The 13,127-nt window shown below is 62.3% G+C and carries 14 protein-coding genes and 1 pseudogene; 3 read left to right on the forward strand and 12 right to left on the reverse strand.

The window, feature by feature from the left end; genetic code table 11:
* On the forward strand, positions 1–2,172 hold a 2,172-nt coding region (gene pepN, locus KBT70_RS08740), incomplete at its 5' end, for an aminopeptidase N (protein WP_296631412.1).
* A gap of 74 nt (positions 2,173–2,246) precedes the next feature.
* Here the strand turns inward: pepN and KBT70_RS08745 are convergent.
* Positions 2,247–2,831, reverse strand: coding sequence for a transglycosylase SLT domain-containing protein (locus KBT70_RS08745; protein ID WP_363270337.1), 585 nt, complete (start codon positions 2,829–2,831; stop codon positions 2,247–2,249).
* A 218-nt stretch (positions 2,832–3,049) separates the two neighbouring features.
* Between KBT70_RS08745 and KBT70_RS08750 the strand changes: the two genes are divergently transcribed.
* On the forward strand, positions 3,050–4,333 hold the full coding sequence (locus tag KBT70_RS08750) for a hypothetical protein (RefSeq protein WP_296631423.1): 1,284 nt from the start codon (positions 3,050–3,052) through the stop codon (positions 4,331–4,333).
* 6 nt (positions 4,334–4,339) lie between these two features.
* Here the strand turns inward: KBT70_RS08750 and KBT70_RS08755 are convergent, their stop codons facing one another.
* Together KBT70_RS08755 and KBT70_RS08760 are read right to left on the reverse strand one after the other, a co-directional pair.
* Positions 4,340–4,708 carry a hypothetical protein gene (locus KBT70_RS08755; protein WP_296631428.1) on the reverse strand — a complete coding sequence of 123 codons (369 nt, stop codon included), beginning with the start codon at positions 4,706–4,708 and terminating at the stop codon, positions 4,340–4,342.
* Between the two features lie 46 nt (positions 4,709–4,754).
* The gene (locus KBT70_RS08760) at positions 4,755–5,069 is read right to left on the reverse strand and encodes an ArsC/Spx/MgsR family protein (protein WP_296631432.1); all 315 of its coding nucleotides are present in this window, start codon (positions 5,067–5,069) and stop codon (positions 4,755–4,757) included.
* A 207-nt stretch (positions 5,070–5,276) separates the two neighbouring features.
* Between KBT70_RS08760 and KBT70_RS08765 the strand changes: the two genes are divergently transcribed.
* Positions 5,277–5,483 (forward strand): cold-shock protein, encoded by a 207-nt coding sequence (locus tag KBT70_RS08765; protein WP_008280689.1) that lies wholly within the window; start codon positions 5,277–5,279, stop codon positions 5,481–5,483.
* 111 nt (positions 5,484–5,594) lie between these two features.
* Here KBT70_RS08765 and KBT70_RS08770 read toward each other — a convergent pair whose 3' ends face one another.
* From KBT70_RS08770 to KBT70_RS08810, 9 genes and pseudogenes are all read right to left on the reverse strand, one after another.
* Positions 5,595–5,879, reverse strand: coding sequence for a hypothetical protein (locus tag KBT70_RS08770; RefSeq protein WP_296631435.1), 285 nt, complete (start codon positions 5,877–5,879; stop codon positions 5,595–5,597).
* A gap of 109 nt (positions 5,880–5,988) precedes the next feature.
* The gene (locus KBT70_RS08775) at positions 5,989–6,495 is read right to left on the reverse strand and encodes a hypothetical protein (RefSeq protein WP_296631437.1); all 507 of its coding nucleotides are present in this window, start codon (positions 6,493–6,495) and stop codon (positions 5,989–5,991) included.
* Between the two features lie 70 nt (positions 6,496–6,565).
* Entirely contained in the window at positions 6,566–7,435 is an 870-nt protein-coding gene (locus KBT70_RS08780; protein WP_296631442.1) for a sulfotransferase domain-containing protein, read from the reverse strand.
* A complete protein-coding gene (locus tag KBT70_RS08785; protein ID WP_296631446.1) occupies positions 7,432–8,262 on the reverse strand; it encodes a sulfotransferase domain-containing protein in 831 nt (276 codons plus the stop codon). Before KBT70_RS08785 ends, KBT70_RS08780 begins: the two co-directional genes overlap by 4 nt.
* 96 nt (positions 8,263–8,358) lie before the next feature.
* Positions 8,359–9,534 carry a porin gene (locus KBT70_RS08790; RefSeq protein ID WP_296631448.1) on the reverse strand — a complete coding sequence of 392 codons (1,176 nt, stop codon included), beginning with the start codon at positions 9,532–9,534 and terminating at the stop codon, positions 8,359–8,361.
* A 189-nt stretch (positions 9,535–9,723) separates the two neighbouring features.
* Entirely contained in the window at positions 9,724–10,110 is a 387-nt protein-coding gene (locus KBT70_RS08795) for a carboxymuconolactone decarboxylase family protein (RefSeq protein ID WP_296631457.1), read from the reverse strand.
* Between the two features lie 125 nt (positions 10,111–10,235).
* A complete protein-coding gene (locus KBT70_RS08800) occupies positions 10,236–11,411 on the reverse strand; it encodes a porin (protein WP_296631451.1) in 1,176 nt (391 codons plus the stop codon).
* Between the two features lie 206 nt (positions 11,412–11,617).
* Entirely contained in the window at positions 11,618–12,940 is a 1,323-nt protein-coding gene (locus KBT70_RS08805) for an FAD-binding oxidoreductase (RefSeq protein ID WP_296631454.1), read from the reverse strand.
* Positions 12,941–13,019: 79 nt separating this feature from the next.
* Positions 13,020–13,127 (reverse strand): annotated as a pseudogene (locus KBT70_RS08810) (dimethylarginine dimethylaminohydrolase); the annotation flags it as partial.

The raw sequence follows: 13,127 nt of genomic DNA on the forward strand, positions 1-13,127 counted from the left end.
AAGATCACCTATTACCCCGACCGCCCCGACGTGATGAGCATCTTCACCGTGCGCATCGAAGGCGACATGCCGGTCCTGCTCTCCAACGGCAATCCCACGGGCAGCGGCGCTGGCTGGGCCGAATGGCACGATCCTTGGCCGAAACCGGCCTATCTCTTTGCCCTCGTCGCAGGCGATCTGGTGGCGCATCCCGACACGTTCACCACCCGCTCTGGCCGCGAGGTCGCGCTCAATATCTGGGTGCGGCCGGGGGATGAGGACAAATGCGCCTTTGGCATGGAGGCGCTCAAGAAATCCATGGCCTGGGATGAAGAGGTCTACGGGCGCGAATATGACCTCGATCTCTTCAATATCGTCGCCGTGGACGATTTCAACATGGGCGCAATGGAAAACAAGGGCTTGAACATTTTCAACTCCTCTTGCGTCTTATCCACAGCAGAGACCGCCACAGATGCCAATTTCGAACGTATCGAGGCGATTGTCGCGCATGAGTATTTCCACAACTGGACCGGCAATCGCATCACCTGCCGCGACTGGTTCCAGCTCTGCCTCAAGGAGGGGCTGACGGTCTATCGCGACAGCCAGTTCACCTCTGATCTGCGCTCCGCCCCGGTCAAGCGCATCTCGGATGTGATAGCACTCCGCGCCCGGCAATTCCGCGAGGACAACGGCCCGCTGGCGCATCCTGTCCGCCCCGAGAGCTTTATTGAAATCAACAACTTCTACACCGCAACGGTCTATGAAAAGGGCGCCGAGCTGATCGGCATGCTCAAGCGTCTGGTGGGCGATGCCGCCTATCGCGAGGCGCTCGATCTCTACTTCACCCGCCACGATGGGCAGGCCTGCACCATCGAGGATTGGCTCAAGGTGTTCGAGGATGTCACAGGCCGCGACCTCAGCCAGTTCAAGCGCTGGTATTCCGAGGCAGGCACGCCACGCCTGCGCGTCACCGAAGAGTTCAACAATGGTCGCTACACGCTTCATTTCGAACAGAAAACCCCGCCCACACCGGGGCAAGAAGATAAACAACCGCGCGTCATCCCGATTGCCGTGGGCCTGCTCAGCCCCAATGGTGATGAGGTGCAGCCAACCCGCGTGCTGGAAATGACGCAAGCACAGCAAAGCTTCACCTTCGATGGATTAGCATCGCGCCCCATCCCCTCGATCCTGCGCGATTTTTCCGCCCCCGTGATCCTTGAACGCGAGAGCACCAATGCGGAGCGCGCCTTTCTTTTGGCGCATGACACCGACCCCTTCAACAAATGGGAGGCAGGGCGCGCGCTGGCCCGCGCCGGCCTCATCGCCATGATCACCGAGGGTGCCGCCCCCGATGCGGCCTATCTCGATGCGATTGCCCGCGTGGCGCGCGACGACACACTTGATCCCGCCTTTCGGGCGCTGGCGCTTGGCCTGCCCAGCGAGGATGATCTGGCACAGGCGCTCTTTGACGCCGGGCACACGCCCGATCCGCAAGCGATCTGGCAGGCGATCGAGACCCTGCGCGACGCGCGCGCGCAGGCGCTCGAGAGCATCGCGCAGGATCTCTACACCCGCCATCAGGTCACGGCCCCCTACCGCCCCGACCCCGATCAGGTGGGCGCGCGGGCGCTGGCCAACGCGGCGCTGGCGATGCTGACCCGCCGCGATGGCGGCGCACGCGCGCAGGCGCAATATGACGCCGCCGACAACATGACGCAGCAATTGGCGGCTTGGTCCTGCCTCTTGCAGGCGGGAACAGGCGAGGCTGCCACCGAGGCGTTTTATACCCAGTGGAAACACGACCGGCTGGTCATCGACAAATGGTTCAGCCTGCAAATCATGCAGGCCGCACCAGAGCGCGCGGCAGAGGTGGCCGAACGGCTCACGCACCACCCCGATTTCACCCTGCGCAATCCCAACCGCTTTCGCGCCACGCTGGGCGCACTCAGCGGTTCGCCCGCAGGCTTTCACCACGCCTCGGGGCGCGGCTATCGCCTGCTCGCGGATATGCTGATCCGGCTCGATCCGCTCAATCCGCAGACCACGGCGCGGATGTGCTCGGCGTTTGAAACATGGCGCCGCTACGATCCGGTGCGCCAAGGCATGATCGCAGCAGAGCTGGACCGCATCCTCGCCACCCCAAACCTCAGCCGCGACACGACCGAAATGGTCGGGCGCATTCGAGGGGTCTGAGAGGGGCCATTGACCCTGAACACCCCCCGCGCGGAACAAGGCGCGGGGGTCATCTGACCTCGCCGCCCCTCCTCTCACTCCACCGCCCGCGCCACCCTCACAGGTCGCGCCCGCGGGCGTATCGACGACAGCGGCTTGCAATAGCTCTGCGCCCGCGTCCAACGCTGCATGTCCTCGCGCTTGGCGACATTGCTCAGCGGCCCCCAATCAGACGCCACTCCGCGCCGCCCTTCGGCAACCACCCCGTCACGCGGCACGGTATGGGCCATGATCCGGATCGCACAGGACAGATTGTCCGGCCCGTGGCGCAACGCCTCGCCGGTGCCGGCCCGGCATTTATACGTCCGCGCCGTCGCAGGCCCGATCTGCAACAGCCCATGCCACTGGCCGCCACCGCCCACAGCCGCGGGGTTATAGGTGCTTTCATGTTTGGCCAGCGCCGACAAAAACCCCACCCAAAACGCCCGGCGTCTTGGTTCATCGCCCCCGGCATAGCCCGGACACCAGGTGGCGATATCGCGCGGCACGCTCTGCACAAGCGGTGCCCCATGCGCCTTGAGCGCCGAGAGCGCGCTGCGCGTCCAGAGCGCGGCCTCCCTGCGCTGCTCCCACCGCGTGCGCGGAATATTGCCGTCTCGCGCCGGGGGACTCAGGGTCAAATCCGCCTTCCCCTCCTCCTGCGCCTGCACGGGAAGAGAGAAAAACACAAGGAAAACAAGGCACAAAAATCCTCTCATCCGGCAATTCTGGCGCAAAGCGGATCACTTGGCAACGCTGCCGTGCTGGCCCGCATATTCCCTGTCTTCACCCAAGCATCGCCCTCTTTTGGTCGAAATCCGGCGGCACTTTGGGGGGCATCAAGACTGTCGGAGTTGCCATGCCGTTTGATCCGCTCGCCAGACCAGAACCAACCCAGCCCGGCCCGCGCAAGCGTCCGGCGCAGGCGACACGCCTCTGGCCCGATCTCTTGGGCCTCTTGCGGCGCAAACCCGAGACCGATCTCGACAGCCTGTCCAAGCGCATCCTGCTCCCCTCCCTGCCCGTCACGGACGAGGAAATGGCCCGCGCCATGCATCAGGACCGGGGCCAGAAACTCGCGCGTCAGGATATGTGGCCGGAACTGGCGCAGGTGATCGAATACACCGATGCCGCGCGGCTGCGCACGCCGGGGGGCGAGAATGCGACCACGCTTCTGGCCGTCGGTGCGCGCGCTGATGTCGTGGCCGCCGCCGAAGACGCGCTCCATGACGGGGTAGACCCAGACCCCTCCGGCATCGACGCACTGGAAGAGATGCAGGCCGAAAATGCTGACAGCTACCCCTGCGCGCTGATCGTGGCGCTGGCCCATATCGACATCGGTTGGGCCTGGCGCGCCACCGCCACCGACCGCACCCGCGCAGCGCATGAATTGCGCTTTCTCGAACATTTCAAACGCGCCGAGGACATGCTTGTGCCCTTCGACGGGGTCGATCTCGATGCGCCCTCGCTGGCGGCAGCGCAATGCGCTCTGCTCGCGGCACGGCGACAGCCCCGGATGCGCGTGGCCGACGATTACGAACGCCTGATCGACCTTGATCCCGACAGCCCCCGCCACATGCGCGCGCTTGGCGAGGCGCTCTTGCCCGCGCGCTATGGCAGCTACGAGATGCTCGATCTCGAGGCGCGCCGCACCGCCGCGCGCACTGGCGAAATCTGGGGCGCGGGGGCCTATTCTTGGGTCTATTTCGACGCGCTCGCCCTTGATCCCGGCGCGATGACCCACCTCGACTCCGAGTTTTTCGTGGACGGCCTGCGCGATATCGTGGCCCGCCGCCGCGATCAGCATGTGATCAATCAGCTTTCGGCCTTTTGCGGCATCGTCATGGCCCCCAAGACCGGCAAACAGCGCCTCTCAGGTGCGACAGAGGCCGCGCGCCGCCGGATTCACGACTGTCTGGATTGGCTCCTCGAGAACCACTTGCAGGAACTGCACCCGCTCATCTGGTCGCAAACCCTGCTCAGCCCCGGTCTTACGCCCTCGCTGCCCTCGCGCCGCGCGCTGGTGGCCAAGGGGCGTCAAACCGCGCTGCGCGTCATCGCCCAACGCTTTGCCGAGGATATCGCGGATGGCAGCTCCATCGCCTTTTCCAGCTCTGGCATGTATCGCCTGCCCGCGCTGTGACCCCGCTCAGAAATGCGCCTTTGGTTCATCCGGCTTACCCGCCGCGATGGCCAGAACCCCGGCCAGCCCGGTAAAGCCCAGCGGGAACATGGTAAAGACGTTGAAGCCAAAGGCGTAATACATCAGCCCCGCCGCGATCAGCAGCAGCACCCCACCCCAGAGCGCACGCACCTTGGCCATCGCCCCCCCGGCAATCGCCAAGAGCGGTGCGAGAAAGCTCGCGGTGCGGATCAGCCCCGGATCATTCACCTGCGTGAGCAGCCCGTCCACCTCGCCAACCCGGTTGATCACCTCGGTATAGCCATAGCTGAAGAACCCGACCAGCACCGCCAGACAGCCGCCGATCACCCCTAACACCATTGCCGCGCTGCGCATTTTCCCGCCTCCTGAACTTCTGCCCGATATGGGGCCTTATGCCCGCTTATCCAAGCAGCGCGTCTTGTGTGTCCTTGCCCCATCCCAGATAGAGCGTGCCGCCCGCATCAATCAGCGGGCGTTTCATCAGCGTCGGATGCTCTGCCAAGAGGGTCAGCGGATCGCGGGCACGTTCGTCGTCACTCAGCCCGCGCCATGTGGTCGATTGCCGATTCACCAAAGCCTCGCCAAAGTGTGCCCATGCCGCCTGTGCCAAATCCTTGGGCAGCCCCTCGGCCCGAACATCGTGAAACTGGGCATTGCCCAACGCTTTCAACGCCTTGCGGCAGGTGTCACAGCTTTTCAAACCATAGAGGATCATGGCGCACTCCTTCATTTTTGCGTGTTTATCGGGCAAAAACCCGCGCGTCACGGAGTTTCGCTTGATTTTTACAATGGCAATGCAATCATTACAGCCGTCACGATGGGCATTCAGATTCCGCCTTTGCAACGCTTGGCCGGTCCCTGAGGGCTCGGCACGACATGGCCCGGCATATTCCCGGGGAAGCGACGCAAAAGGAGAAGCGGCATGCCGACCGGCACCGTGAAATGGTTTAATACCACAAAAGGTTATGGATTTATCGCTCCTGACGGCGGCGGCAAGGATGTGTTCGTGCACATCTCGGCGGTCGAACGCTCGGGGCTCACAGGGCTCGCCGACAATCAAAAGGTCGGGTTCGAGCTGCAGGAAGGGCGCGACGGCCGTCAAATGGCCTCGGATCTGCGTTTGCTCTGACGCGTCAGCTTCGGCGTTAGCCCCGTGGCGCGGATGGCCACAGGCTGAACCAAGATCACAATCAACCCTAAAACAGGGCGCCACGCGCGCCCTGTTTCAGAGATTTTCGCCTCAGTAACAGCCCTTCGCGCCCTCGGGGCAATTGAGATGCGAAGTGGCGGTATAGGTCTGGTGCCGCACCTTGGCGACCGGATGGCGCATTACCTGCTGATAGCTCTGCGTCTGGTTCGGCTGACCACAGCAGATCACCCCGTTGAGCGTGACCGGCTGCAATCCGGCTGGGCAATAATTGGCTTGGCTTTCATAGGCATAGACCTTGGCACTCTGCGCCATGGCGGGTGCAGCAAGACAGGCGAGAGCAAGGGCAGAAATCACGGCGGATGCACGCAGGGGCATGGGAAACCTCTTGGAAAAACAGTGAATACACACCAGCGATGGTATGGGATAACCGCGCTCTGTCAATTTCTTTCCCGGCGACGCCCCAGCAAATCCACCGGATTTGCCGCTATTGCACCGCTTTGGGTTCCCCGGCACCGGGGCCTGTCTGTCGGAAGGTCACGACAAAATGCCCCAGATCCCCCTCGACATGCACCACCTGACGCGGCAGACGGATCACCGGCGCGGCCGTAGCATAGCCCGCCTTCCAGACCCGCTCGGTCAGCACACAGCCCGCCTCTTGGCCCCCATAGTCGCGCGCGGGCGGCACCTCGCGCATGAACACCAGCCCACGCGCCAGCGCGGCCCCATCGAGAAAGACCGCGCCCGTGCCCATCACATCCACCGCCTTGCCCTTGGTCAAAACCGATTGTTGATGGCTCTGCGCCCAGACCCCGCAGAGCAGCACGCGGCCCTGCGCCTCACGAATATCCGCCGCCACCGTCAGCCCGCCGCCGGAATCATAGCGGCCCCCCGAGAGCACCGGATCAGAGCCCAGCCGTGCCACCATCTGCGGCCCGAACGCCGTGCAGCCAGCCAGCACCAGCACCGCCAGCATCATCCCCTTGCGTGTCATCTCCGGCCCTCCGATCACAGTCTCCTACCGTTCAGCATAGCGCCCCTGCCCGCGATTGCCAGTCAAGCGCTCAGGCCTGCGCCGCCACCGCACCCGTTTCCTTGAGCATTTCGGGATACCACCGCTCCAGCGTCGGCAGGAACGCCGCGCGCAACCGCGCCACCTGCGCCGGGGTCAGATCCTCGCGCCAGACCCCCGCCTGCCCCTTGGCAAAGAACGCGGTCATACCCTTGGGCTTTTCGGCAAAGCCCAGCGTCTCTTCCTGCCGCTTCATCGCCTCGAAACTCGTGGCCTTGATCGCCCGCGCCAGCTTGGGCCCGTCCACCTTGACCTTGAGGAATTTCTCCAGCAATCCGCGCATGGTGCGTCCGGGATTGTGCAGCATGTCCTCATAGCGCACCACATGGATGGGCAGGCCCGGCGCATGGGTCCAGACGCGGATATGATCATCCCAACGACCCAGCAGGTCGATGATGCCGCTCGGTGTGCCGGTGATCGTGTCGGGGTTGCACATCCGCTCGATCGCAAGGTCCAGATCGCAATTCTGATGCCGGGCAAAGGACGGGGCCAGATCGAACGGATTGCGGATGATATAGATCGCGGCGGCGGTCAATTCGGGCGGGATCACATCCTGATCGAAAATCCGCACCGTCTGGCAATGAGTCTTGACGAAATGATGGTCCGGCTTCGAGGCGGCAATCAGGCGCAGCGCACGGCCCCGCACCCGCATCCAATCCTCTACCCCCTGCCCGCGAAACGGCGCACCATTGGCCGCATCAAAGAAATCCTGCCGCGTGTCCCCGGTGGTGAACTGCCGCAAATTATTGATATCCGGGGCTTTTCCCACAGGCATAAAGTAATGCGCCAAGAGGCTGCGCATCCATGTGTTGCCCGATTTGGGATAGCTCGCCAGCCAGATGATCCGCCGCAGATCGCTCATTCCAGATACCCGTATCGCTTCATGGTCTCGCCCATCTTGGCGCGGATCATCTCCGCCAGCGCCGGGTCGAGATCGGTTTTCCACTGATCCTTTTGGCCCTTGCCAAAGAATTTCTCGCTCTGTTCAGGACGCTCGATGAACCCCTGTTCCTCTTCCTGCCGCGACAACTCATCAAAGCTGCAAAACCGGATCGCGCGTTGCAGCCGCTCCTTGTCCACAGGCACGCCAACCAAATCCAGCACCTTGGCGAAATGTGTCTCGGGATCGTCGAGCAGGTCCTCATAGCGCAGGATCAATCGCTTCCACGGCGCATAGGCCATCCAGCTCTTGACGTGCATGTCCCACGAACTGAGGTATTGCGCCACCGATGTCTCTGTAGGCAGGTTGCCATTGTCGGGATGGCAAATCTTGTTCGCCGCATCTTCCTGCGTAATGCCGTAATGGCGCGCATAGGACAGCACCATATCGAGCGGATTGCGGATGATATAAATGGCAGAGCGCGTGTAGCGGTCGGGAATCAATTCGATCTTTTCGGGGGCCACGCGCGCGTTGTGGGTCTTGACGAAATTGACATCGGCATTGTTGGCCACGATCCCGCGCAGCACACCGTCGCGCAGACGCAGGCTCAGCGACAGGTTCTGCGGATCAATCTCCCGCCCCGCGACGCGGTTGTACATCTTGACCACGGCATCGCCCACGGCAAAACGGTGCGCTTGGTTGATCGGCACCGGCTCTTGGGCGTTCATCAGGTAATTGGCAAGGAAAAGCCGCGTCCACGTATTCCCGGACTTCGGATAAGAGGCCAGCCAGATGATGCTTCGCTTCATGCCCCGCGGGCCTCCACAGTTTGCTCACATGGGCGGAACACATAGAAAAGGCGGGGGGAAATGTCACCCCCCGCCCCTTGTCTTTTGACCGGTCGATTAGAACGACAGGTTGATCGAGGTGCCGATGAGCGTGCCTTCGGTCTCGGTGTTGGCGTTTGCACCAAAGGTGCCGCCGAGGTTCGCGTTCACAGAACCTTCGATGTAGGCTGCGTACACGGCCCAGGTCACGCCAGCGCCGAGCGAACGGCTGCCGACCAGCTGGTAGGCTTCGTATTCAGCTTCGTCGCCCGAACCGGCGCCGACGCCTTCATAGGTACCCTGGTAGGTGTCGAAACCAACCGACCACGGACCTGCGATGTCATAGGTCACACCGAGGCTCCAGCCTTCGGAGTCGAATGCACGCAGACCGCCGTTGTCGTTCTCGCCATAGCCGCCGCCGATGGTCCAGCCGCTGAAGCCAATGCTTGCGCCAACGTTCCAGACTTCCGGATCGCTGGTGCCAGCAATACCGGTGTTGTTCTCGGCAGTGCCCCAACGTGCGGACAGGTCGAGATCAATGCCATTGAACGACTGGCTGTAGCCGAGGCCGATGTCGAAAATGTCGGTCACGCCGGCATTGCGGTTCACACCAAAGTTGTTACCAGCGTTTGCGCCGGTACCAGCAACGTTCGACGCAGCAGCGTAGGACACGCCGAGGGTCAGACCGTTGAAGGACGGGGTGTAATAGGTGATGCGCGGCACGTCGTTGTTGCCGAGAACTTCAGCATAGGACGAAATGCCCGAATCGCGGAACAGCCAAGGCAGGTTGCCGCCAGCAGCGACCGAGATCGGAACGAAGCCCGAGATCGACGGAGAGTTGATGCCGATGCCGCCTTTGACCTGCGGAGCCGCCACAGTCATCTTGTAGCCAGCCGAGTTCTCGTTGCCGAGTTCGATCTTGCCGAGCGTGTCGCCCTTGATGAACATGTAGGTTTCGTCGATGCCGGTGGCGCCGCCGCCGTTGTTGGTGCCTTCCATCTGCACGTCAACACCGAAGGTCAGGCCGTTGTCGAGCGTAACCGAGGGCTTGAAGTGGATTTCGGTGTTCGCGAAAACGTCGACACCGTCAAAGTCTGCGCCAGCATGGGCAGGGGTGTTCGAGTCAACGGTCACATAACCAACGTGCGAGTTGTAGAACCCGCCCCATGTCATGTCCCATTCTTGTGCCGATGCCGGTGCGGCAAATGCCACGCCAAGAGCAATCGCGCTGGTGCTCAGAAGTTGCTTTTTCAAGGGTGTCCCTCCTCAGAAGCAGGTTAATCAGATCCGCCGCACCAGTCATTGGAAACGGCTTGTGCTATGAAATGCGCCATTCCCCCCCAAACTGTCAACGCAACCCCCCTGCTCTGCCCTCATCCCGCCGCGATTGTGACGCAGAAACCACACCCATTCCCGATAGCCCTTTTAAACAAGGCGCTTCGCTCAGCCCTGTTCTTCGCCCAGCACTTTTTTTGCCGCCCGGAAACATTCCAGCGCCTGCGGGACCCCGCAATAAATTCCGACAACATGGATAATCGCGCGGATTTCCTCGGGCGTGACCCCGTTGTTGATGGCCCCCCGACAGTGCAATTCCCATTCATGCATCTTGCCCAGCGCCCCCAGCATGGCCAGATTCATCATGCTGCGGGTCTTGGGCGGAATCACCTCATCGCCCCAGCCAAACCCCCAGCACCACGCCGTCATCGCCTCTTGAAACGGGCGGGTAAACTCATCCGCGGCCTCAAGACTGCGCTCCACATAGGCGGCCCCCAGCGTCGCCTTGCGCTGCTCCAACCCCTTGAGAAAGAGATCCTCGTCGAATGTGCTCATCATCTGGTCCTTTTCGATGCTTGCGGTGCCGCATCATCGCAGGACTGCGCGCGGGGACAAGCGCCAGACATGCAAAACGCGCGGGGTTTGATCCCCGCGCGCTCCGTTAGGTCTTGACCGATGGATCAGAAGGTCAGGTTGATCGAGGTGCCGATCAGCGTGCCTTCGACTTCGGTGTTGGCCGTGCCCGGTGCAAAGGTGCCGCCAGCGTTGCCGTTGACAGAGCCTTCGGCATAGACAGCATAGATCGCCCAGCTTACGCCTTCGCCCAGCTCACGGTTGCCGATGATCTGATAGGCTTCGAACTCGGCCTTGTCGCCAGAGGCAGCACCTGTGCCGCTGTATTCACCCTGATAGGTGTCGATCCCGAATTTCCACGGACCTTCGAGATCATAGGTGATGCCCAGCGCCCAGCCTTCTTCATCCGGCAAGAGACCGCCGTTGTCGTTCTCGGAATAAGAACCACCAAAGGCAAAGCCGTTGTAGCCAAAGCTTGCGCCCAGACCCCAGGTTTCGGGATCATCGGTGCCTGCAAGGCCGGTGTTGTTCTCGGCTGTGCCCCAGCGTGCTGCGGCATCCACATCGAAACCGCCGAACGAGCCGCTATAGGCCACAGCGATGTCGAAAATGTCCGTCACGCCCGCATTGCGGTTCACACCAAAGTTGTTGCCCGCGTTGGCACCGGTGCCGATGATGTTATCCGACGCAGCATAGGAGATACCCAGCGTCAGACCGTTGAAGGACGGGGTATAGTAGCTGATCCGCGCCACGTCGTTGTTGCCCAGAACCTCGGTGTAGGCCGAGATGGCCGACTGACGGAAGTTCCACGGCAGGTTGCCGCCCGCGCTCACCGAAATCGGAATGAAACCCGAAATCGAGGGCGAGTTGATCCAGATGCTGCCGTCGATCTGCGGTGCCGACACCATCATCTTGTAGCCAGCCGAGTTCTCGTTGCCGAGGTCGATCTTGCCCAGCGTGTCGCTGGAAATGGTCATGTAGGTTTCGTCGATGCCGGTCGCACCGCCACCGTTGTTGGTGCTTTCCATCTGGACGTTGACGCCAAAGGTCATGCCGTTGTCCAACGTCACCGACGGGGTGAACTCGATTTCGGCTTCGGTGTAGACATCGACGCCGTCGAAATCAGCGCCGGTATGCGCGACAGTGTTGGAATCGACCGTGGCATAGGCCACGTGGCTCGAGTGGTAACCACCCCATTTCATGTCCCATTCCTGGGCAGAAGCGGGTGTGACCATGACGACGCCGAGGGCGATCGCGCTGGTGCTTGTGAGTAGGTGTTTCAAGGAAGTCCCTCCAGAAATAGTCTGTTATGCGCCGATACGACTTGCTGCACTCGGCTGATGGCGACAATGACGCTCACGAACGGTTCACAGTCAAAGCACCGTTTTGTGAGTGTCACAAATTCGTTGCCTCTGATGCAGGACCGACACAGTGTTTACATCCTTCCGATTGAATCGCTCGCAAAAGAGGCAAACCATGTCTGAGCCCCCTAGCGACCGGCCCCCGCCTGCCAATCTTCCACCCGGTCCACGACCTGCCGATACCAGAGATTCGCAGCCCGCAAAAAATGCGGCCGCTCGCCCGGATGCAGCCAGCTTCGGCTGAGCGGCGTGGCACTATAGGCCGTGGCCGCTCGCGCATCCCCAATCGCCTGATAGCCCGCCTTTGATCCCAGCCACGGCGCCATCACCGTGCCCGAGCCAGAGAATCCCATTGCGTAATGCACCCCCTCGTCATGCCCCACATGCGGCATGTGCGAAAAGCTGTAGCCGGTGAAGCCCTGCCACGAATGGCTGAGCTTGACGCCCGCCAGATCCGGCCAAATCCCCACCATGACCTTATAGAGCTGCGCCGCAGCCGCCTCCGGCCCCATCTCCGCCATCGACGCCCGCCCACCAAAGAGAACCCGACGGCCATCCGGCGAAATGCGGAAATAGCTGTGCCGCGCCCGTGTCTCGACCATCATCCGCCGCCCCGGCGCGATATGACCGATCAGGTTCGACGGCAACTCCTCGGTCGCGATGATATAGGACGGCAGCGGAAAGACGCGCGCCATGTGCCAGCGAAACGGGCGGCTGGTATAGCCGTTCGTGGTCAGTACCACCTTGGCCGCGCGAATCACGCCCTTGGCGGTCTGCACCCGGTATCCCGCACCCTCTGCCTCGCGCGCTGTCACCGCCGCATGTGACACCACCGGCACGCCCCGCCCGCGTACCGCGCGCAAGAGCCCCTGATGAAACTTGGCCGGATGAATCGCACCATGCTCCGGAAAGAGAAGCCCGCCGTGATATTTCTCGGTCGTGATCTCCTGCCCCAGATCAGCGCGCTCGATGAGGCGCACCTTCACCTCTGATTTCTCGGTCACCACCCGTGCCATCCGGCGCTGATTGGCGAAATGCGCGGGCGTGTAGGCCAGTTGCACCCGCCCCGTATTCTGGAAGTCGCACTCAATCCCCTCGCGCGCGATCAGGTCCTTGGCCCAGTCGAGCGCCGGCTTCGCCTCGCCAAAGAGCGCATCCGCGGCCTTGGCCCCGAACTTTGCCTCCAACTCGGCCCAGCCCAGACGCGGGTGCGCCCCGAACATGCCGCCATTGCGGGTCGAGGCCCCATGCCCCGGCTCTGCCGCATCGACCACGACCACCCGCGCGCCGCCCTCATGCGCCGCGAGCGCCGCCGACAACCCCGCATAACCCGCCCCGATCACCAGCACATCACAGGTGTCGGGCAGGTCCTCGCCCGCCTCGGGCGCGCTCAGCGCCGACCACCAGTAAGGGGTGCCAAGATCGGCCTCCCGTGCCCATTCGATCCGCATGACACTCTCCCGATCTCGCACCGTCATGGCGCGGCTGTGGACCTTACAAAATCCGCTTCATTTCGTAAGAAGTGTAAGATCAAAATCGCAGCGAAAGACAAGACATCCCGCCATCGAGCTTGGCACATTCGATATTGTCGATCTGCACGACCTCATAGCCATGCCCCACCAGCATCTCTGCCGTGCG

Origin of the sequence: Roseovarius sp. (assembly GCF_018066915.1) — a bacterium.
Taxonomy (GTDB): domain Bacteria; phylum Pseudomonadota; class Alphaproteobacteria; order Rhodobacterales; family Rhodobacteraceae; genus Roseovarius.